Raw genomic sequence first — 20,112 nt, forward strand, 5'->3', positions numbered from 1 at the left:
TGACGTTTCGGAGTGACTGAGATGAAACTGCTTAAGTACTTACCGGCCCTGGCGTTCGCCGCCTTTGTCGGCCACAGCTCGGCGTTCTCCTTCGGCCCGTCCGACGACGCCGTGGCCATCGCGCCACCGGCCATGGACCTGCCGGCAGACGCGAACAACCTGCAAACCGCGGTCTTCGCCGGCGGCTGCTTCTGGGGCGTGCAGGGTGTGTTCCAACATGTGCAAGGGGTGAAAAACGCCGTCTCCGGCTATGACGGCGGCGCGGCGAGCACCGCGCAGTACGAAAGCGTCAGCGGCGGCGACACCGGCCACGCCGAGTCCGTCGCCGTGACCTACGACCCGAGCAAGGTCAGCTACGGCAAGCTGCTGCAGATCTACTTCTCGGTCGCCCACAACCCCACGGAACTCAACCGCCAGGGCCCGGACAGCGGTACCCAGTACCGCTCGGCGATCTTTGCCCAGAACGCCGAACAGCAAAAAGTCGCCCAGGCCTACATCGCCCAGCTCGACGCCGCGAAAGCCTTCGACAAGCCGATCGTGACCAAGATCGAGATGGGCAAAGCCTTCTACCCGGCGGAGTCCTATCACCAGGACTTCCTGACCGAAAACCCGTCGTACCCCTACATCGTGATCAACGACCTGCCAAAGGTCGCCCAGCTGAAAAAATTGTTCCCTGAGCAGTACCGCGCAGAACCGGTACTGGTGAAAAACCAGTAGACCTATGATCGTTCCCACTCTCGACGATCGACGATCGTTCCCACGCTCTGCGTGGGAACGCCGCCAGGGCGCTCTGCGTCCGCTTTTGAAGTCGTGACGCGGAGCGTCACCGGATTCATTCCCACGCGGAGCGTGGGAACGATCAGCGTGGGAACGATTATCAGACGACTTCAAGGTAGGAGCTATGAATCGCCCGCGCCAACTCCCGCACGGTGTCGATAAAATCCGTCAACCGGCTATGCAGCCCATCCTCCAGAATCTCATCAATCCCTGTATACCTCAGCCGCGCCTCAAACTCCGCCGCCAAACGCTGGGCCGTACGCCCATAACTCCCCGGCAGGTCCGCCAGGATATGGCTCAACTCCTCGATACACGCATGCAACGAGCGCGGCACATCACTGCGCAACAGCAACAACTCCGACACCGACCGCGCATTCAGCGCATTCGGGTACAGCTCGGTATACGCCTCAAACGACGACAGCGCCCGCAACAACGCGCTCCACTGGTAATACCCGCGTGCCGAAAGGTCGCTGACTTCCTCGGACTCTTCCCCAAACATTTCATACCGCGCGTCCAGCAACCGCAACGTGTTATCCGCCCGCTCGACAAACGTCCCCAGCCGAATAAACCGATACGCATCGTTACGCATGATCGTCCCGGACGTCGCCCCACGAAACAGGTGCGAGCGCTGCTTCACCCAGTCACAAAAGTGGCTGATGCCATGCCGCGCCAACCCGCCGGCCGCAATACTGCGCATCTCCAGCCAGGTGGCGTTGAGGTTTTCCCACATATCAGCCGTGATCCGCCCCCGTACCGCATGGGCATTACCCCGTGCAGCCCGCAGGCAATTGTAGATACTGGCGGGGTTTTCCTCGTCGAGGGCGAAGAAGTGCAGCATGCGCTCGGCGTCCAGTTGCTGATGGCGCTCAAGGTAACTGTCCAGGGTGCCGCTGCTGAGCAGCGACATGGCCAACTCGTCCAGCCCGTCACTGCGCCCGGCCTGGGGCATCAACGACAGCGAATAACTGACTTCCAGCATGCGCGCCAGGTTCTCGGCACGCTCCAGGTAACGGGACATCCAATACAGATCTGCGGCGGTTCTACTCAGCATACTCAGCCCTCCACCACCCAGGTGTCCTTGGTTCCACCGCCTTGCGACGAGTTGACGATCAATGAGCCTTCGCGCAGCGCCACGCGGGTCAAGCCACCGGGTACCAGGCGGGTTTCCTTGCCCGAGAGCACGAACGGTCGCAGGTCGATATGCCGCGGCGCGATGCCGTTTTCGACAAACGTCGGGCAAGTGGACAGGCTCAAGGTCGGTTGGGCGATGTAGGCGTGAGGGCGGGCCTTGATACGCTGGCGGAAGTCCTCGATCTCGGCCGCGCTGGACGCCGGGCCCACCAGCATGCCGTAGCCGCCGGAACCCTGGGTTTCCTTGACCACCAGTTCCGGCAGGTGCGCCAGTACGTGGGACAGCTCATCCGGCTTGCGGCACTGGAACGTCGGCACGTTTTGCAGGACCGGCTCTTCATCCAGGTAGAACCGGATCATTTCCGGCACGTACGGGTAGATCGACTTGTCGTCCGCCACGCCGGTGCCGATCGCATTCGCCAGCACTACGTTGCCCGCGCAGTACGCCGCGACCAGGCCGGGCACACCGAGCATCGAATCGGGGTTGAAAGCCTGCGGGTCGAGGAAGGCATCGTCGATGCGGCGGTAGATCACATCCACGGCCTTGGGGCCGTCGGTGGTACGCATGAACACCTTGAGGTCGTGCACGAACAGGTCGGCGCCTTCCACCAGCTCCACGCCCATTTCCCGGGCCAGGAATGCATGCTCGAAGAACGCGCTGTTAAACCGGCCCGGCGTCAGCACCACCACATTCGGGTTGTCCAGGCGGCTGGAGCTTTTCAGGGTCTTGAGCAGCAGGTTGGGATAGTGGTCCACCGGGGCGATGCGTTGCTTGGCGAACACCTCGGGGAACAGGCGCATCATCATCTTGCGGTCCTCGAGCATGTAGCTCACGCCGCTGGGGGTACGCAGGTTGTCTTCGAGCACGTAGTAGGTGCCGTCGCCATCGCGCACCAGGTCGACCCCGGAGATGTGCGAGTAGATATCGCGGTGCAGGTCCAGGCCGACCATGGCTTTCTGGTATCCCTCGTTGCCCAGCACCTGATCGGCGGGAATGATCCCGGCCTTGATGATGCGTTGGTCGTGGTAGATGTCGGCAAGGAACATGTTCAGCGCATTCACCCGCTGGATACAGCCGCGCTCGATGACACTCCACTCACTGGCGGGGATGCTGCGGGGGATGATATCGAAGGGGATCAGGCGCTCGGTGTCTTGCTCGTCGCCATACAGGGTGAAGGTGATCCCCGCGCGGTGAAACAGCAGGTCGGCTTCACGGCGGCGCTGGGCCAGCAGTTCTGGCGGCGTGTTGGCCAGCCAGCGGGAGAATTCCTGATAATGCGCACGGCAAACGCCTTGTGCGTCATTCATTTCATCAAAGAAAGATCGAGCCATTCCAATTACCTTGTCAGTGCCGGGACTAACTGCGCTTTGGCACTGCCGCTTTAGAAAACGCATTTTTTTATGAGCCCGTGGCTGATGGTGCCAGCAGGCCTGGTCCTTACTTTCTTTTGGGGTGGGCTCTGGGTCGGGGGGTAACGATTGCTCCTGTATCCGGGCAGATAAAGGACTAAAGCAATGCCTGTGCCATCCACCTTGTGGCGAGGGAGCTTGCTCCCGCTGGGCTGCGCAGGGGCCCCAAAAAGGAATCAGACCGCTGCGCACTGGAGCGCTGTCCCGGTCCAGCGGGCCCAAGCTCCCGCGCCACCGATGCGGCCCTATCGCCTCAAAACGGTGCACTGATTACTTGAACTTTGCACCAGCCCGGTTCTTCTAAACTGCTTCAAATGCCAGCACGGAGCACGGATGTGCCCAGAATCATCTCACCCGACACCCCGGAATCGAGCCTGACCGACCACAGCGAACACAACGCCAAGATTTTCGGTTCGCCCAAGGACCGTCTCGACTTTTACCGGCGTGAAATCCAGTACGAAACCAGCATCCTGGCCAACCGCACCGACGCCTACCTCACGGCCCAGTCATTCCTGGTGATCGCCTTCGTGTCCGGCATGGGCAACCTGAACCCTGAATGGGGCAAGCTGTTCACCCTGGTGGTGCCCGTGTTCCTGGCGACCCTGGGCATTCTCAGTTCCCTCAACGCCTGGCCGGGGATTCGGGCGGCCTACGAAATCATCGACCACTGGCATTACAAGCAGAGCGAACTGCTGCGCAGCGAGCCGGTGATGGGCCTGGCCTACGATGAGTCGCCACTGTTCAGTGAGATGGAGTCGTCCCACAAGGGCTATCGCAAGTCGCTGTTGTTCTCGATGCGCGCGCCCTGGCTGTTCATGGTGTTCTGGGTGATGCTGGGGGCCTACGCGTTTTACATCCAGGTGGACAACCCCGGCTCATAAGCAATTGGAACTTCACCGACCCGCACGGGACCTTACGTTTACGCAGCCTGCGTTTTCCAACAGAGGTGAGCCATGAGCACAGACAACGACCCGCAAACCAGCAACCGTAACGATCCCGCCATCGACCGCGGCGAACCGGCCCCCGGCACCGCGGCCGACGCGCCAAAAGACCCCAAGCCTGCCAGCGACCCCAAGGCCAAGGAAAACGACTACAGTCCAGACTTCAAGCCCGAGCGCGAGCCCAAGCCTGAAACCGATGCCGATATCGATACCCAAGGCGGTTAGAGGAGACGGTGATGTCAGTTGAAATAGACGAAGATGATGAACTCAATGACCCGGGCAATGAAGACCCGGGTTCATTGATGGATGATGCCGAAGTACCGCTTAACGACCTGGATGATGCCGCTGACGTCGGCAACACTGAAAACCAGGAGTAGACGTCATTGTTGTGCCTGGGCACGTCGTTCATACCACGCCAGCATCGGCTGCGTGCTGAGACCATGAACGACGATGCTCAGGGCAATGACTGACAGCGTCAGGTTCACCGCGACCGCGCTGCTGGTGCCCACCAGCCCGTGGTTGATGGCATAGAACAGGTAGTAGATGCTGCCGATCCCGCGAATCCCGAACCAGCCCACCAGCCCGCGCTGATGGCGATTCAGCAAGCTGCCCCAGGGTATCGACAGCACGCTGAGGGGGCGAATCACGCAAAACAGCGCCGCCCCCACCGCCAGCGCCCGCCAGTCCCAATGGCTGACCAGCACCACGCCCAGCAAGGTCACCAGGAACACTTCCATCGAACGCTCCACCAGCCCACCAAAGGCGAGCATGTCGCCCATCATCACCCCGGCGGCGATCTGCGTGTCCTGCAGTTGCCCGACATCGCCATGCAACGCATGCTCCGGCTCAACTTCCATGTGGCCAACCACCGGCTGTGCCAGATGTTCCGCCGGGGTTTGTGAGTTGCCGGTGGACTTGAACTCGGCCTGGCGCAGGCCCAGGCCGGCGGCAAATACCGACAGGAAGCCGTAGCCGCCGATGGCTTCGGCCACCACATAGGCGAGGGCGATCAGGGCCAGCGTCAGGTAGTCATTCGGTGACAGGGTGCTGTCGGCATTGGTGATACGCATCTTCAGGGTGACGCGACCGATGCCACGCCCCATCCAGTAGCCCACGAGCAACCCGGCAGGTACGGCCCAGAGCAGGTTTTTCAGCACCCAGCCGCCCAGCCAGTCACCGTCGAACCCGCCGTGCTGCATGAAAATCAGCGCAAAGATCACGAACGGGAAGGCCGTGCCGTCGTTCAAGCCTGCCTCACCGGAAAGACCGAAGCGCAGCGCGTCATAATCCTGCGCGTTATTGACCTGCACCAGGCCCGCGAGCACCGGGTCGGTGGGCGCAAGAATCGCCCCCACCAGCAGTGAACCCCCCCACGACAACCCCAGCAGCCAATGCAGCACCAGGCACGTCCCGAGGATGGTCAAGAGCATCACCGGCCCGGCCATGCCAAACGCAATGCGCCAGGTTCGGTGCTTGAGGGGCAGGCGCAGTTTCAGCCCGCTGACGAACAGCGAAAACAGCACCGCGACTTCCGTCAGGTGTTCCATCCAACTGGCCGAGGCCTTGATGTCCAGATGCAGCAGGTCCATGCCCAGCGGGCCGATACCCACGCCGAGCAACAGGCACACCGCCGAGGTGGTGACCGGCATCCAGCGCAGGTAGGAGGAGGTGAGGGCGAGGGTGAGCAACACCGCGCCCAGTACGGCCATCCATAGGATGAAGGTCATTGAATAGTCCCGGGCATGGTCTGTGTGAACGTTTGAGGTTTGCCGGGAGAGAGAGGTTCAAAAAACGCGCATTGCCTGCTCGGACAATGCGCGGTTTGTCAGGTCGCCAGGCGTGTTACGTTGGCATTGAGGGTGCTGTTTGGGGTGAAGGAGAAGGTGAACCCCGAGTCGAGAAACTTTTGCAGCCCGTCATTATCAAGACTGAATACCGTTGCACCGACCGATTGATCAAGAGTGCCAGTGGCATCGAACATGGCTTTGTCCAGGCCGGCTTGGTTGGTGTTGTAGATATAGAGTTTTCCATCACTGCTCTTTTGAATATAGGCGGTGTGTACGATATTGCCGTCTGCTCTATTGCTCATGAAATTGATAACGCCTGATTCGGTAATGTCCGCGGGCCTGAATACGGCGCTGGTATTCTCGGCAGTAATACCCATCAGATCCTTGTAGCGTTGCGTGTAATTGGAATCCCCGCTCCTGACCACACTGCCCAGCACGGCCTCGCGAGTTTTCAACGGGAGTGCATTGTCTGCCATCCCGACGAACATGGTTTTTTCGTAGCAGATTGTCCCGGTGTATCCCGTTTTGGCATGGAGCTTCTCCAGTTTGTCGCGAAGCGCTTCTACCGGCACGGCGTCAGCTTTGAAATTTTCCAGCGGCTCGCCAAAGGGCTTTCTGGTTTTCACATTCAAGGCGTGCCAATTACCGGTGGCGTCATCAAACTTCGCAAACACCTTGGCTTCTTCGGTCGCATTGGCCGCCTTGTAAGTGCCTTCGGCAATGCCGGGCTTTTTCGCCAGTGACGTCAGGTCGACACTGCGCAAGGCGCCACGCAGATGATTGACGCCGTTACGTCCAGCGGTCAGCGTGGTGCGCCCCAGCTTCAATGCACTCCGGGCCAGATCATCAGCTCCGCTCAACGGATTGAAACTCCCCAGCGCCGCGCGCCCGACAATCTTCGCGCCCTGGGCGAACTTGCTGAAAGCCGATGCGCCGGCGGCCACGGCCTTGGCGCCCCTGGCTGCCGCACCGAGGCCCACGGCAAACCCAAATATATCCAGGGCCAGGTCGCCGACACCTTCGCCGATGTTGCCGTTTTGAAAGTTGACGATTGCCGACCTCAAGGGGATCAGGTTGAGGAGGAATTCATTGACTTTCTTGTAAAAGGGAACCTCGGTATCAAGCGTGGTGAGCCCCTCGGCCTCTTTTTTGAATGACCGAATATCAACATCCTTCACCATGGCATCGGCAATATAAGACGTTCGGGCACTGCCAAAGCTCTTGGGGTTGGCGGCCTGGATTTTTTCATCCGTCAACCCGGGTGCGTACTCGCCCGAAGGTATGACTTCTTCCAGGTCTTTATGGTAATGGGTGTGATTGGAAGGCTGTTTGCCTGCCGTGAAGTCACCCAGGTCCGTACGCTCGGTAATCTTTGCGGTCCTGAGATTGATTTCGTAGATGTGCACCTGGTTGTTGCGCCTGGTTTTCACCAGCAGGCAATTGTCGTCGGGCACCCGTTTGCGGGTTTCCTTGCCAAAGTTGTCCTTATCGACGTCGACTTCCCTGACCACTGTGATTTCGCCGTATTCCAGGTTTTTACGGTCTTCTTCAGGGAGCCGCGAAACCATCCACTTGACCTGGGTCGCGACGCTTTTTTCGATGCCGTCGGCGTATTCCCCGAACGCGTCCTGGAACACGTTCGGCATACTTGGCAGGTCTTTGGTTTTTTCCAGCACCTCGCTGAGGTTCAACGTACTGGATGAGGTCACCCAATGATTGTCAGCGGGGGGCGGGGGCCCAATTCCAAGTACCCCTACGGCCGGTGGTTCTTCGACGCCAGGTCGATGGTGAAGCGCGTCCTTCATATACAAGTCGAGGATCGAATAAGGCCCCGGGAAATCGCTATGGGCGGGTTCCAGCGTGATGCTCTTGTCTTCCAGGGTTGCCGTATCCATGCCTGGCAGGGCTTTGCGCAACTGCTCCAGGGCCATTTCCTTGCGTAATGGCATCGGCATGCTCTGTGTTTGACTGGCCGCGCTCAGCTCGGTGATCTGCGCATCGAATGCATCGCGTACATCATTCATTTGGCCTTCGGTCACCGGATACGGCATACCGTTCGCGCTTCCCCAATCCTTGAGCGCCTCTTGCTGGGCGGCATATTCGACATAACGCTCCTGGGCGGAGACCGGCGCGACCTCAGCGTGGAGCATGACCTGCCCGTAGGACATCCCTGCGGTTGAACCCGGAGACTGCGCTTCGATGCGTTCTACCGCGGTGACAAAACTGACCCAACTATGGGAACCCGGGGTGACCTGGTCCGGGATGTCTTTAACCAGGAACTCCGGAGCGCGGGTGGAGAGCAGCAGATGCGCTTGTAGCGCCGCTGCCTCGGGTGACGATGCCTTGCCGGTGCTGACAAGATGTTCGGCCAACCGGCTGACGATACCGGATGCGGGTTTGCCCCAGGTACTGTTCCCGGTCACGGCAAAACCGGCGATGTGATGCCTGGACCTGGGGTCTGTCGCGCGGAACGAGTTGTCTTTGTCCACACTCATGGCCGCCAACAGCCAATCAGTGGCACTGCCTTTGATGGACTGCGCGTCAAATTTTGCCTGGAGGGCCTCGCCCAACGCCTTGCCCTTGGGGGAGCGGATCAGCGAGTCGAGCACCCGCTGCGGGTCAGCCAGCTCGGAAGGCGTGAACGACTTGCCCTGCATGAGGTATTCCACTACGTTCCTGGCGCCGTTCAAATCAACGTCGCCGATCTTGCCGCGGCGCAGGTCGGACCGCAGCTGATTCGCCGCCTCGGGCGCAAGCGGGGGCTGCCATTCCAGCGCACCGCCATAATTGCCATGGAGCGGCGTCTGGAGTTCAGGCCTGAGCAGATAATTCGTCAGGTTCTCCACCTCCTCGGGCGTGGTTGGCACGTCCCAGCCATTGATCTCAAGGAATTCCTTGAGGCTAATGGTGCTCCCTGAGTCGGTGCTCCCGACCTGGCGGTAAGCGCTGTCGGGGTGAAGCTCGACTTTATTCTTTTGCAGGTAGTCGAGAACGTCACCGCTCCCAATGCTGCCCGATCGAATCCGCTCAAGCAGGTAATTGAGTTCACGCCCCACGGTGTTCAGCGTCTGGGTATTGCCCACCAGGGCTTTCTGGCGCTCAACCTCATCCTCACCACGGGTTTCGTGCAGGTCCGCAAAACGCGGGCCGCTCACGCCGGTAAAAGCCTTGTCGCGCGCCAACTCATCTGCACGCTCGTGGGCATGATCCGGCAGGATATGTTCTTGCTCTTTGTAGAATTGGCTCACCAACCACAGGGGGGCACTGTTGCTGTTTTGGGAGAGCGGCGGTTTGAAGGGGATCGGGTTACCGTCGCCGATAACGCGTGCGGCGTCCCTGACCTGTGCGCCCACCTGCGCCCAGCCTTTGTCATCGGGGCCGTTGGGTTGCGCGGCGGCGGAGGGCCTGCGCTGGTAGGTGATCTTCCCGGTATTGGGGTCAATCATCACTGAATTGGGGTTTATCCCGTTTTCCCTCATCCAGTCACGGACTTGCGGGGACTCCATGGCACGCCCCAACTGCGACCACCACTGCCCGAACGTTGAGTTCGGCGGAATGTTCTCGACCATGATCGCGTCGTCATGGCCGTCGCCCTTGACCTGACGCAGCGCGCTGGCTACCTGGCCTGCCAGTTCACCGTCGGCATCGGCACGCGGGCTGGGGATCCTGGTCCCGGTGGAGCCTGGCGCGGCATTTTCCGGCGCTGCGGCCTGGAGCCGCGCCGGGGGAAGCGGCTTGTCAGGTGCGCTCAAAGGAATGAAAGAAGCCGTAGCCTGAGTAGGAGCAATTGTCATAGGAGGGGGATCCGGTAATTTATCGAGTACACCCAAGCAGCGCTTCGCTCCAGCGGGTGTAACTCTTCGTACCCGATGCCCCCTCAGCGATTCCATCCCACTGGCATGCAGATTGATACGGCGTTTTACGCGCCCATGCTAAGGGTGCGCCGCGGTCCTCAGCCGAATCATGTCGATCAGCTGGCGCAATCCCGGCTGCGACTGACGCCGGCTGGGGTAGTACATGCACAGCGGCGCGCCGATGCAGGCCCAGTCGGGCAGCACTTCCACCAGGCGCCCGTCGGCCAGTTCCGCCAGCACGCGATTCTCCAGGCAGTAGGCGATACCCACGCCTTGCAGGGCCGCATCAACGATGGTCTGGGTGTCGGCCGCGCTGAAGTGGCCGGGCACATCGAGCCGCTGCTGGCGTACGCCATTGCCCAGTTCCCATTTGTAGGTGGTCTTGTCGCCCAGGTACATGCGTACACAGGAGTGCGTGAGCAAGTCCCTGGGCACTGCAGGTGTCCCTGCCTGTGCGAGGTAGGCCGGGGAGGCGACCATGATCCAGCGCAGCTCGCCGGTCAGCGGCACGGCCACCATGTCCTGGGGCACCGTGGCGCCATAGCGGATCCCTGCGTCGTAGCCCTCTGCGACGATGTCGAGCATGCGGTCCTCGATCATCACGTCCAGGCGCAGTTGCGGGTAGGTGCGGGTGAACTCGCCGAGCACCGGCGAAATCAGCAGCACCGCGGCATCCCGGGGTACGTTCAGGCGCAGGCGGCCAATCGGCGCCTCGCGGTACAGTTCGAGGGTGTCGAGGCCGTCCTGGATCGTCGCAAAGCCGGCACTGAGTTTTTCCGCCAGTACCACGCCGGCATCGGTAGGCTCTACGGCGCGGCTGGTGCGATACAGCAACTTGACCCCCAGGCGCGTTTCCAGGTTGCGCATGGTGTGGCTCAGGGCCGAGGTGGTGACGCCAAGTTCATTGGCGGCATGCCGGAAACTGCGGCGACGGATGATCGCCATGAAGACATTCAGGTCGGCCAACTCGGAGCGGTTGAACGCAGCCATATCAAGCACCTTTTATGGGGTTTGGGTTGCACGCGGCGTTGAGCCCGATTCAACCACGGATGATCTAGAGTAATCGTTTTTTTACTGATTGTTTCTGGCGGAGGCTTTTTCATGAGTATCGAAACCATCAAGATCCCGGGCATCGACAAGGCCGTCTCGCGGATTGCCCTGGGCACCTGGTCCATGGGTGGCTCGATGTGGGGCGGCGCCGATAATGAGGTCTCGGTCAAGACCATTCGCCATGCGCTGGCCAGCGGCATCAACTTTATCGACAGTGCGCCGGTCTACGGCCTTGGGCTGTCGGAAGAACTGATCGGCCGGGCCCTGCGCGGCGTACGCCACACGGCGGTGATCGCCACCAAGGCCGGGTTGCAATGGGACGACGGCACGGTGCGCCGCAATGCCACGGCCCGACGTATCCGCAAGGAAATCGAAGACTCACTGCTGCGCCTCGAAACCGACTACATCGACCTCTACCAGATTCACTGGCCCGACCCGTTGGTAGCCCAGGAGGAAACCGCCGGCGAGCTGGAAAAACTGCGCCGTGAAGGCAAGATCCTTGCCGTGGGGGTGAGCAATTATTCGCCTGCGCAAATGGACGATTTCCGCCAGTACACGCACCTGGACACCGTGCAGCCGCCCTACAACCTGTTTGAGCGGGCGATCGACAGCGATATCCTGCCGTACGCCAAGCAAAATTCACTGGTGGTTTTGGCTTACGGTTCGCTGTGTCGGGGTTTGTTGAGCGGCAGCATGCACGCGGCCACGGGTTTTACCGGGGATGACGTGCGCAAGCTAGACCCGAAATTCAAGGCGCCACGCTTTGAGCAGTACCTGGCGGCGGTCGCGGCATTGGACGTGTACGCTCGCGAATGCCACGGCAAGTCTGTGCTGGCCCTGGCGTTGCGCTGGGTGCTGGACCAGGGCCCCACGGTTGCACTGTGGGGCGCCCGCCGGCCGGAGCAGCTCAAAGGCGTTGAAGATGCGTTCGGCTGGCAGCTCACGGCCGACGACCTGCAACATATCGACCGTATTCTGGCCAGCACGATAAAAGACCCGGTAGGGCCGGAGTTCATGGCCCCGGCCCAGCGTTAACCTTTGCGACAGGGATGTCTTGCAGCTGCAAAACAACAAAAGACATTCCTTTGGCGTTGAGGTTTTTGGCATGAAGCGCGGTCCCTTGTTCAAGATCATGGGTGGTTTGCTGTGTGTGGTGGCGGTGGCAGCCGCCTGGAAATGGCGCGGCAATCCCGATGTGCTGTGGCAGATCGTCAGCCGTCAATGCGTGCCCGACCAGAACCAGCACCAGAATCCGCGCCCCTGCCTCGAGGTTGATCCGGACAAGGGGTTCGCGCTGCTCAAGGACCTCAACGGCCCGTACCAGGACTTACTGATCCCCACCGATAAAGTCACCGGAATCGAAGACGTCGCGCTGGCTCGGGACTTGTTGCCGCATTACTTTGCCCAGGCCTGGAAACACCACGATGTACTCTCGGCCGGCCTGCAAACGCCGATTGCCGACCGTTATGTATCCCTGGCGATCAACTCGCGGTATGGCCGCACGCAAAACCAGTTGCACATTCATATCGCCTGCCTGCGCCCCGACATTTTCAACACCCTCAACGAACGCGCGGCAACCCTCGACGAGCACTGGCAAACCCTGCCGGTAAAACTGCAGGGGCATACCTACAGTGCCCGTACGTTGTCGGCGGTGGAATTCGACCTGCGCGACCCATTGGCCATCCTGAATGACTACGTGCAGGCCCAGGGCGACGCCATGGCCAGTTACAGCTTGCTGTTGGCACCGGCGGCGAACGGCAACTTCGTACTGTTGACCACGCGGTTGACGCTCAAGGAATGGAACCTGGCCTCCGCCGAAGAACTGCAGGACCGCCAATGCAACTTGATGGGCAAACCACCACAACGACCTGTTTTAGCTGTTAACGACATCCGGTGAAGTTTGCCGTTGAACGAGTGTTCAGTTTCAATTATGTTGGCTGCACCCCCTGCCTGGTAACAGGCGGGCTTGCGCTTTTTCTGATTGAACGAGAGGCACTGGCATGCGGTTTTCACCTTTTGTCGAGCGAATTGCAGGGCAGGGCGTAGCCGCCTGGGACATCCACCACGCCGCCTTCCAGGCCAGCAGCAAAGGCGAAGACATCATCATCCTGAGTGTGGGCGATCCGGATTTCGCCACACCCTCGTTCATCACTGACGCCGCCGTCGAGGCCCTGCGCCAGGGCGACACCCACTACACCGAAATCCCCGGCCGCCCGGCACTGCGCGATGCCATCGCCGCGCGCTACAGCCAGTCCCTGGCTCGCCCGCTCAACGCTGAAAACGTCATCACCGTGGCCGGTGCGCAGAACGCCTTGTTCGTCACCTCGCTGTGCCTGTTGCAGGCCGGTGATGAAGTGATCGTGCTCGACCCGATGTACGTCACCTACGAAGCGACCCTCAAGGCCAGCGGCGCAACGCTGGTGCGGGTGCCGTGTTCCGCCGACTCGGGCTTTCGCCTCGACCCGGCACTGCTGGCTGCCGCCATTACGCCTCGCACCCGGGCGATCTTCTTCTCCAACCCCAACAATCCCACCGGCGTTGTCCTCAACCCTCAGGAATTGCAGGTGATCGCCGACCTGGCGATCGAGCATGAACTGTGGGTAGTGGTGGACGAGGTCTACGAAAGCCTGGTGTTCGATGGCGAATACCATAGCCTGGCCGCGTTGCCGGGCATGGCCGATCGCTGCATCGTGATCGGCAGCCTGTCCAAGTCTCATGCCATGACCGGCTGGCGCATCGGCTGGATCGTCGCCGCGCCTGCGATGGTGGCCCACGCGGAAACCCTGGTATTGAGCATGCTCTACGGCTTGCCGGGGTTCGTGATGGAAGCCGCGACCGCCGCCGTGCTGGCCCACGATGAAGTCACCCAGGGCATGCGCGAAACCTACCGCCGCCGCCGCGACCTGGTGGTAGCAGGCCTCGGCGGTTGCCCGGGCATTCACGTGCGGGCCCCGCAGGCAGGCATGTTCGTGTTGGTGGATGTGCGGGATACCGGCCTCGGCTCCCTGGATTTCGCCTGGCGGCTGTTCCGCGAAGCCGGGGTTTCCGTGCTGGATGCCGCGGCCTTCGGCGAACCGGCCCAGGGTTTTGTGCGGCTGTCGTTTACCCTGGGTGAAGCGCGACTGGCCGAAGCCTGTGAACGTATCAGCCGCTTCGTCGCCAAGCTCGCCGGAGAACCGCGAATCGAGCCTGCGGCGAAAATCATCAGCGTACAGCCGGTGGCTGCGAAGAAGATGATCGAGGTGCTCGACCTGCATAAACGCTTTGGCAATATCGAGGTGCTCAAGGGCATCTCCCTGACCGCCCACGAAGGCGAGGTGATCTCGCTGATCGGCGCCAGCGGCTCGGGCAAAAGTACCTTGCTGCGCTGCATCAACATGCTCGAAGTGCCGGACCAGGGCAGCATTCACGTTGACGGTGAAAGCATCAAGCTCAACTACGGCCGGCCCGGCGCACCGCTGGTGGCCGACGCCAGGCAACTGGTGCGGATTCGCTCGACACTCGGCATGGTGTTCCAGAACTTCAACTTGTGGCCCCATCGCACCGTGCTGGAGAACCTGATCGAAGCGCCGACCCAGGTGCTGCGCGAAAGCCGGGCCGAAGCCATCGAGCGCGCCGAAGCCTTGCTCGACCGGGTTGGCCTGGCCGCCAAGCGCAATGAATACCCGGCGTTCCTCTCCGGCGGCCAGCAGCAGCGGGTGGCCATCGCCCGAGCCCTGGCCATGCGCCCCAAAGTCATGCTGTTCGACGAACCCACCTCGGCCCTCGACCCGGAGCTGGTGGGCGAAGTCCTGCGGGTGATTCGCTCCCTGGCCGAAGAAGGCCGCACCATGATCCTGGTGACCCATGAAATGGCGTTCGCCCGGGATGTGTCATCCAAAGTCGCGTTTTTGCATCAAGGCCTGATCGAGGAAACCGGCTCGCCGGACTCGGTGTTTATCGACCCACGCAGTGAACGTTGCCGGCAGTTCGTCAACGCGCATCAAACTCGCTAACTCCAAAAAAAGACGGGGCAAGATCATGAAATCCAAACGATTGGCAAAGTGGTTGAGCAGTGCTGTGTTGATGCTGGCGGCAGGTACTGCGTTGGCGGCGGAGAAACCCATTGTGTTCGCGGTGGCGGCAGAACCCTACCCACCGTTCACGGTAAAGGGCGGCAATGGTGAGTGGACGGGCTTTGAAGTCGACCTGATCCATAAGCTCTGCGGCTTGATGAAGGCTGAGTGCCAGATCAAGGAAGTGGCCTGGGACGGGATTATTCCGTCGCTGCTGGCGAAGAAAATCGACGTGATTTTCTCCTCGATGTCGGTCACCGAAGAGCGCGAAAAACAGATCGCCTTCAGCCGCGCCTACTACGATTCGCTGCTGGGCATTGCCGGCCCCAAGGGCACCACGGTCGAAGTCTCGCCTGCAGGGCTGAAGGGCAAGATCATCGGCGTGCAGATCTCCACGGTCAGCGCCAACTACCTGAAGAAGTACTACGAGAACATTGCTGACCTGAAGTACTACGATACCCAGGAATCGGCCAACGCCGACCTGATTGCCGGGCGCACCGACCTGATGATGGCCGACGGCGTCGCCATCGCCATGATGGTCAAGACCCCTGAGGCCCAGGGCCTGGCCGAAATCGCCGAAGTGCCTTACGACCCGATCATCGGCCGCGGCGTGGGGGCTGGCCTGCGCAAGGAAGACACCGAACTCAAGGCCCGGCTCGACAAGGCCATCGGTGAGTTGCTGGTGAGCAAGGACTACGCCGACCTGTCCCAGAGCGTGTTTGGGGTATCGGTCAGCCCGTGCAAACGCGCCGACACGCCTGCCTATGTGAGCAAAGTCTGCGACAGCCCCTACACAAACTAACCCGGTAGAAAGGGAGTGCTTGTGGCGAGGGAGCTTGCTCCCGCTGGGGTGCGAAGCGCCCCCAAAAAATGGGCCTGCTACGCAGTCCAGCGGGAGCAAGCTCCCTCGCCACAGCAAGCTCCCTCGTCACAGGGTCATTGCGTGTCATCGAAATAGGGAGCCGCGATGTTCGATCTACTCAACTTCAGCGAACAAGGCTGGGGCAACGCATTGCTCAAGGGGTTATGGATGACCCTGCAGATCTCCGCCGGCTCGTTTGCGGTGGGGCTGCTGATCGGCCTGGTGGTGGCCTGCGCCAAGCTCAGTGCACCGCGCCCGATAGCCATGCTGATGCGCGGCTACACCACGGTGTTTCGCGCGGTGCCCGAGTTGCTGCTGATCCTGCTGCTGTATTACGCAGGCTCGATGGGCCTCAACGCATTGATGCTGTGGCTGGGGTTTGCGCAGTTCAACATCAGCGGCCAGCTGGTAGCGGTCCTGGTACTGGGGCTGGTGCAAGGCGCGTACGCCTCGGAGATTTTCCGCGCGGCGATCCTCGCGATTCCCCATGGCCAGATCGAAGCGGCGCGGGCGTTTGGCTTGAGCGGCTTTGGCCTGTTCCGTCGGGTGACCCTGCCGATCATGGCGCCATACGCCCTGGCGGGGATGTCCAACCTGTGGATCAATCTGATCAAGGACAGCGCGCTGATCAGCGTAGTGGGCACCAACGAACTGCTGTACACCGCCAAACAGGCGGCGGGCTCGACCCGGCATTACCTGTTGTTCTACCTCACGGCCGCCGCCTTGTATTACCTGGTGACACTGGCCTCCAACTACCTGTCCGGGCGCCTGGAGCGACGTATTCGTCGCTGGATGCCGGTTGTCGAGTGAGCCGCACATGCCTGAGTGGATAAGTTATTACGCAGGACTGATCGCCAAGGGCTTGCAGACGACGCTGTCGCTGCTGGTGATCTCGGCAGTGCTCGGCTTCGCCCTGGCGGTGCTGGTAGCGCTGGCGCGGTTGTCCCGGCGCAAGTGGCTGGCCCGTTGCGCACTGGGCTACACCAGTGTGCTGCGGGGCACGCCGTTGCTGATCCAGATCTACATCTTCTATTACGGCCTGGGCAGCCTGTTTGCCCAGTTCCCGATGATTCGCGGGAGTTTCCTCTGGCCGTTCCTGCGGGACGGTTACTGGTACATCGTGTTCGCCCTGGTGTTGTCGGTGGGCGCGTACGTCGGTGAAGTGATTCGCGGCGGGCTGCTGGCCGTGCCCAAGGGTGAAATGGAAGCCGCCTCGGCGTTCGGCATGACGCCACGCCAGGCACTGTTGCGGGTGCGCCTGCCACGGGCCATGCGCCTGCTGCTGCCGACCCTGGCGGGGGAGACGGTGATGCTGCTCAAGTCCACGGCGCTGGCCTCGACCATTGCCGTGGTCGACCTGCTTGGCGCCGCCAACGTGGTACGCGCCCAGACCTTGCAGATCTACCAGCCGCTGCTGCTGGTGGCCGGGGTCTACCTGTGCCTGACCTTTTTGATTGAAGCCCTGTACGCGATTGCCGAGCGACGCGGCACACCGTTGCGCAGGTCTGCCGGATGAAAACCGATCGCTCGTTGCAAGGGATTGCCCTGTGCTCGCTGGCCTATGCGTTCCTGGCGCTGCAGGACGCCGGGATCAAATGGCTGGTGGCCGACTATTCAGTGTTCACCATCCTGTTCTGGCGCAGCCTGGTGGTGGTCGCCGCGTGCGTGATCGCCGGGCGAATGGGTTTGCTCAAGCGTGCCTGGCACTCGGTCAGCCGCAAGCTGTTGATCATCCGCGGCCTGCTGTCGCTGCTGGCCTGGCTGCTGTACTACACCGCCGCGAAAGACCTGACCCTGGCGGAAATGACCACGCTGTATTTTTCCGCACCGATCATGGTCACGTTGCTCGCGGCATTGATCCTCAAGGAGCGCGCCAGTCGCGGCCAGTGGATTTCGCTGATCATCGGCTTTGTCGGCGTGGTGATCGCTTGTCGCCCCAGCAACATGCTCGATCCGTTGCCAATCGCCCTGACATTGGCGGCAGCACTGTGCTGGGCGTTTACCTATATCCAGTTGCGCCAGGTGGACGACAACACCTCGGTGCTGGAGCAGATGCTGATCACCAATGTGGTGTTTGTGATCTGCATGGCGCTGACGCTGCCCTGGACCCACACGCCATCGCCGACCCCGGCATGGCTGGGCATGCTCGGCGCGGGGCTGGTGGGCGGGATTGGCCAGTTCCTGCTGTTTGCGAGCTTCCGCCGGGCCACGGCGACGCTGCTGGCGCCGTTTGAATACACCGGTTTGATCTGGGCGTTCCTGCTGTCGAGCCTGGTCTGGGGCACGGTGATGGACGTGTCGCTGATTTTCGGCGCCGTGCTGATCGCCATCAGCGGCACCCTGGCCATGCTCAGCGCCCGGCACCCCGTGTCACAGGATGTGGTCGGCGCCGAATGCTCCGTGACGCAGCCCCTGTATCCAGCAACGGCAGATGTGCAGCCCGTTGGCGGGGCTGAAGGTGCCGGGGTTGAGGCACCACTCGAGCCAGAGTCCGTCGAGCATCGCCGATAAGCCGATGGCGGCCAGGCGAGTGTCGTGGATCACGAAGCCTTCGCTCTCGGCCAGGTCGTCGAGCAACTGGCGGATCAGTTCGAGGTAGGCGCGGTAGCTTTTTTCATGGGAGTCGTTCACGTGGTTCGAGTGGCGGATCAGGCTCCAGAACACCACCCAGACGCCCAACAGTTTCGGGTCCATGACCCGCGAGGAAAACGAGCCGGCGAGGAATGCATCGAGCCGCGCGGCAGGGCCCACGGCCTGGTCGACTTCCTGCCACAGGGCGGTGGTCAGTTCGCTGGCGAGTTTGTGGTAGGTCTCGGCGATCAGTGCATCGATGCTGCCGAAATGGTGATTGAGCAACCCCACCGAAACCCCGGCTTCAGCGGCGATGCGCCGCACGGAAATGCCGGCATGCCCGTCACGGGCGAGGCTGGTGAGGGTGGCGGCAATCAACAGGTCGCGACGGTCTTCGGCCACAGGCACATCCTCGGTGAAGATACATGGTTGAACGTGTGTTCAATATATACCTGCAGAACCAACAAGAGGAGGGCAACGGCATGGCAAAAGACCTTTCGTGGCAAGTCCCCGGGGATTCCGGGAACACCCTGCACATTCGCGCCTGGCGCTTCGAGGGTGACGGCGACGGCCCTCGGGTGCACCTGCAGGCCGGTGTGCATGCCGATGAAATCGCCGGGATGCTGGTGTTGCATCAACTGCTGCCGCGTTTGCAGGCCTGCCAGGATCAGGGCCGGCTCAAGGGCACGGTGACGGTGGTGCCCCAGGCCAACCCGTTTGGCATTGGCCAGTTTCGCCAGGGGCGGTTGTTGGGGCGGTTTCACGAAGCCACCGGGCAGAATTTCAACCGGGCGTTTGATCATTCATTGGCCATGGAGCGGCCGGCCAGCAACCTGGCGCAATGGCAGAAAAGCCTGGTGCAACTGGCCGCCGATGCTGACCTGGTGCTGGACCTGCACACCGATGATGAAGCCCTGCCATATCTCTACATCCACCGCAGCTTTTGGCCCGCGGGCCGGGCGCTTGCGGCGGCGTTGCAGGTGGATGTGGTGATTGTCTGGGACGAGGGTGGTGATGGGTCGTTTGAGGAGACCATCATTGATCATGGGCAGCCGCGGTTGGCGGCGACGATTGAATTGCGTGGGCAGGCGGATGTGAGTGATGCCCTGGCCGGGCAGGATGGTGATGGGATCTGGGCTTGGCTCTGCGCCAGCGGGGTGATTGATGAAGCGCCAGTGATTACGCAATGGCACGGGCAGGTGGTGGATATGGGCTGTATGGAGACCATCCTGGCGCCGTGTGCCGGGGTGTTGGTGTTTGAAAAAGGTTTGGGTGAACAGGTGGAAGAGGGTGAGCGGTTTGCGCGGATTGTTCGGCGGCCTGGGGATCCGGCTTCTGAGGTTGTGCTGCATGCGGCGCAAACCGGGCGGATGGTGACGGGGCATCGGGAGCGGCTGGTTTCACAGGGTTCGGTGGTGGCCAAGTTTACCGGGACGCGGTTGTCTGAGGGGTACAGCGGGGGGGTGTTGGATCCTTAGGCGGGAGTACATATCCGTTTCTTCGGTTATGGCTGGTATTGGTTCCGCTCTTACAGCGGCTCACTTTTGAACAGCGCAAAAGTAAGCAAAACGCTCTTGCCCCACCACTCGGCACCTCGCTTAGGCTCGGTGTGCCCTCACTCCGGCTTTGGACCGTGGGCCGCCGTCATGGGCCATCCTTGGCCCAGGACGGCTA

General features: G+C 61.4%; 17 protein-coding genes and 1 pseudogene. 12 read left to right on the top strand and 6 right to left on the bottom strand.

The features are described from left to right. The first annotated feature begins 21 nt into the window (after positions 1-21). Positions 22-717: a peptide-methionine (S)-S-oxide reductase MsrA gene (gene msrA, locus HX818_RS23655; RefSeq protein WP_008433754.1), complete on the top strand. Its 696-nt coding sequence runs from the start codon at positions 22-24 to the stop codon at positions 715-717. A gap of 160 nt (positions 718-877) precedes the next feature. Here msrA and HX818_RS23660 read toward each other — a convergent pair whose 3' ends face one another. Then, positions 878-1,828 (bottom strand): alpha-E domain-containing protein, encoded by a 951-nt coding sequence (locus HX818_RS23660; protein WP_003217078.1) that lies wholly within the window; start codon positions 1,826-1,828, stop codon positions 878-880. Between the two features lie 2 nt (positions 1,829-1,830). Continuing rightward, complete coding sequence (locus HX818_RS23665) at positions 1,831-3,240, bottom strand: circularly permuted type 2 ATP-grasp protein (RefSeq protein ID WP_003217076.1); 1,410 nt, start codon at positions 3,238-3,240, stop codon at positions 1,831-1,833. Positions 3,241-3,653: 413 nt separating this feature from the next. Here HX818_RS23665 and HX818_RS23670 point away from each other — a divergent pair, with 413 nt between their 5' ends. The 3 genes from HX818_RS23670 to HX818_RS23680 all read left to right on the top strand — a co-directional run bounded on the left by HX818_RS23670 (position 3,654) and on the right by HX818_RS23680 (position 4,636). Continuing rightward, the gene (locus tag HX818_RS23670) at positions 3,654-4,199 is read left to right on the top strand and encodes a hypothetical protein (protein ID WP_003217074.1); all 546 of its coding nucleotides are present in this window, start codon (positions 3,654-3,656) and stop codon (positions 4,197-4,199) included. Positions 4,200-4,271: 72 nt separating this feature from the next. Further along, positions 4,272-4,484: a hypothetical protein gene (locus tag HX818_RS23675; protein WP_003217072.1), complete on the top strand. Its 213-nt coding sequence runs from the start codon at positions 4,272-4,274 to the stop codon at positions 4,482-4,484. Between the two features lie 11 nt (positions 4,485-4,495). Continuing rightward, the gene (locus HX818_RS23680) at positions 4,496-4,636 is read left to right on the top strand and encodes a hypothetical protein (protein WP_003217070.1); all 141 of its coding nucleotides are present in this window, start codon (positions 4,496-4,498) and stop codon (positions 4,634-4,636) included. 3 nt (positions 4,637-4,639) lie between these two features. Here the strand turns inward: HX818_RS23680 and HX818_RS23685 are convergent, their stop codons facing one another. The 3 genes from HX818_RS23685 to HX818_RS23695 all read right to left on the bottom strand — a co-directional run bounded on the left by HX818_RS23685 (position 4,640) and on the right by HX818_RS23695 (position 10,890). Beyond that, positions 4,640-5,986, bottom strand: a complete 1,347-nt coding sequence (locus HX818_RS23685) for a sodium:proton antiporter (RefSeq protein WP_177020838.1) — start codon at positions 5,984-5,986, stop codon at positions 4,640-4,642. A gap of 98 nt (positions 5,987-6,084) precedes the next feature. Then, positions 6,085-9,840, bottom strand: a complete 3,756-nt coding sequence (locus HX818_RS23690; RefSeq protein ID WP_256346277.1) for a hypothetical protein — start codon at positions 9,838-9,840, stop codon at positions 6,085-6,087. A gap of 138 nt (positions 9,841-9,978) precedes the next feature. Then, entirely contained in the window at positions 9,979-10,890 is a 912-nt protein-coding gene (locus tag HX818_RS23695; RefSeq protein ID WP_087692315.1) for a LysR family transcriptional regulator, read from the bottom strand. A gap of 111 nt (positions 10,891-11,001) precedes the next feature. On the opposite strand from HX818_RS23695, the gene HX818_RS23700 reads away from it, so the two are divergent. The 7 genes from HX818_RS23700 to HX818_RS23730 all read left to right on the top strand — a co-directional run bounded on the left by HX818_RS23700 (position 11,002) and on the right by HX818_RS23730 (position 18,378). Continuing rightward, positions 11,002-11,985: an aldo/keto reductase gene (locus tag HX818_RS23700; RefSeq protein ID WP_003217060.1), complete on the top strand. Its 984-nt coding sequence runs from the start codon at positions 11,002-11,004 to the stop codon at positions 11,983-11,985. 70 nt (positions 11,986-12,055) lie between these two features. Then, a complete protein-coding gene (locus HX818_RS23705; protein ID WP_102369106.1) occupies positions 12,056-12,847 on the top strand; it encodes a CDP-diacylglycerol diphosphatase in 792 nt (263 codons plus the stop codon). Between the two features lie 103 nt (positions 12,848-12,950). Further along, positions 12,951-14,945 (top strand): aminotransferase class I/II-fold pyridoxal phosphate-dependent enzyme, encoded by a 1,995-nt coding sequence (locus HX818_RS31380; RefSeq protein ID WP_087692318.1) that lies wholly within the window; start codon positions 12,951-12,953, stop codon positions 14,943-14,945. A 25-nt stretch (positions 14,946-14,970) separates the two neighbouring features. Beyond that, positions 14,971-15,807, top strand: coding sequence for a transporter substrate-binding domain-containing protein (locus HX818_RS23715; protein WP_087692319.1), 837 nt, complete (start codon positions 14,971-14,973; stop codon positions 15,805-15,807). A gap of 165 nt (positions 15,808-15,972) precedes the next feature. Next, positions 15,973-16,677, top strand: a complete 705-nt coding sequence (locus tag HX818_RS23720) for an ABC transporter permease (protein ID WP_177020839.1) — start codon at positions 15,973-15,975, stop codon at positions 16,675-16,677. Between the two features lie 7 nt (positions 16,678-16,684). Continuing rightward, complete coding sequence (locus HX818_RS23725; RefSeq protein WP_003217050.1) at positions 16,685-17,383, top strand: ABC transporter permease; 699 nt, start codon at positions 16,685-16,687, stop codon at positions 17,381-17,383. Next, positions 17,380-18,378 (top strand): DMT family transporter, encoded by a 999-nt coding sequence (locus HX818_RS23730; protein WP_003217049.1) that lies wholly within the window; start codon positions 17,380-17,382, stop codon positions 18,376-18,378. The genes HX818_RS23725 and HX818_RS23730 overlap by 4 nt, the downstream gene beginning before the upstream one ends. On the opposite strand, the pseudogene HX818_RS31300 reads toward HX818_RS23730, so the two are convergent. Further along, a pseudogene (locus HX818_RS31300) lies at positions 18,334-18,846 on the bottom strand (TetR family transcriptional regulator C-terminal domain-containing protein); the annotation flags it as partial. The gene HX818_RS23730 and the pseudogene HX818_RS31300 overlap by 45 nt on opposite strands. A gap of 74 nt (positions 18,847-18,920) precedes the next feature. On the opposite strand from HX818_RS31300, the gene HX818_RS23735 reads away from it, so the two are divergent. Beyond that, on the top strand, positions 18,921-19,916 hold the full coding sequence (locus tag HX818_RS23735) for a succinylglutamate desuccinylase/aspartoacylase family protein (protein ID WP_177020840.1): 996 nt from the start codon (positions 18,921-18,923) through the stop codon (positions 19,914-19,916). Positions 19,917-20,112 lie beyond the last annotated feature (196 nt).

It is taken from the genome of Pseudomonas sp. F9001 (assembly GCF_013385435.1).
Classification (GTDB): domain Bacteria; phylum Pseudomonadota; class Gammaproteobacteria; order Pseudomonadales; family Pseudomonadaceae; genus Aquipseudomonas.

Bases quoted from the DNA above. Each gene is read 5' to 3' on its own strand.
- msrA (WP_008433754.1), top strand. From the start codon at position 22: ATGAAACTGCTTAAGTACTTACCGGCCCTGGCGTTCGCCGCCTTTGTC.
- HX818_RS23660 (WP_003217078.1), bottom strand. From the start codon at position 1,828: ATGCTGAGTAGAACCGCCGCAGATCTGTATTGGATGTCCCGTTACCTG.
- HX818_RS23665 (WP_003217076.1), bottom strand. From the start codon at position 3,240: ATGGCTCGATCTTTCTTTGATGAAATGAATGACGCACAAGGCGTTTGC.
- HX818_RS23675 (WP_003217072.1), top strand. From the start codon at position 4,272: ATGAGCACAGACAACGACCCGCAAACCAGCAACCGTAACGATCCCGCC.
- HX818_RS23680 (WP_003217070.1), top strand. From the start codon at position 4,496: ATGTCAGTTGAAATAGACGAAGATGATGAACTCAATGACCCGGGCAAT.
- HX818_RS23685 (WP_177020838.1), bottom strand. From the start codon at position 5,986: ATGACCTTCATCCTATGGATGGCCGTACTGGGCGCGGTGTTGCTCACC.
- HX818_RS23690 (WP_256346277.1), bottom strand. From the start codon at position 9,840: ATGACAATTGCTCCTACTCAGGCTACGGCTTCTTTCATTCCTTTGAGC.
- HX818_RS23695 (WP_087692315.1), bottom strand. From the start codon at position 10,890: ATGGCTGCGTTCAACCGCTCCGAGTTGGCCGACCTGAATGTCTTCATG.
- HX818_RS23700 (WP_003217060.1), top strand. From the start codon at position 11,002: ATGAGTATCGAAACCATCAAGATCCCGGGCATCGACAAGGCCGTCTCG.
- HX818_RS23705 (WP_102369106.1), top strand. From the start codon at position 12,056: ATGAAGCGCGGTCCCTTGTTCAAGATCATGGGTGGTTTGCTGTGTGTG.
- HX818_RS31380 (WP_087692318.1), top strand. From the start codon at position 12,951: ATGCGGTTTTCACCTTTTGTCGAGCGAATTGCAGGGCAGGGCGTAGCC.
- HX818_RS23715 (WP_087692319.1), top strand. From the start codon at position 14,971: ATGAAATCCAAACGATTGGCAAAGTGGTTGAGCAGTGCTGTGTTGATG.
- HX818_RS23720 (WP_177020839.1), top strand. From the start codon at position 15,973: ATGTTCGATCTACTCAACTTCAGCGAACAAGGCTGGGGCAACGCATTG.
- HX818_RS23725 (WP_003217050.1), top strand. From the start codon at position 16,685: ATGCCTGAGTGGATAAGTTATTACGCAGGACTGATCGCCAAGGGCTTG.
- HX818_RS23730 (WP_003217049.1), top strand. From the start codon at position 17,380: ATGAAAACCGATCGCTCGTTGCAAGGGATTGCCCTGTGCTCGCTGGCC.
- HX818_RS23735 (WP_177020840.1), top strand. From the start codon at position 18,921: ATGGCAAAAGACCTTTCGTGGCAAGTCCCCGGGGATTCCGGGAACACC.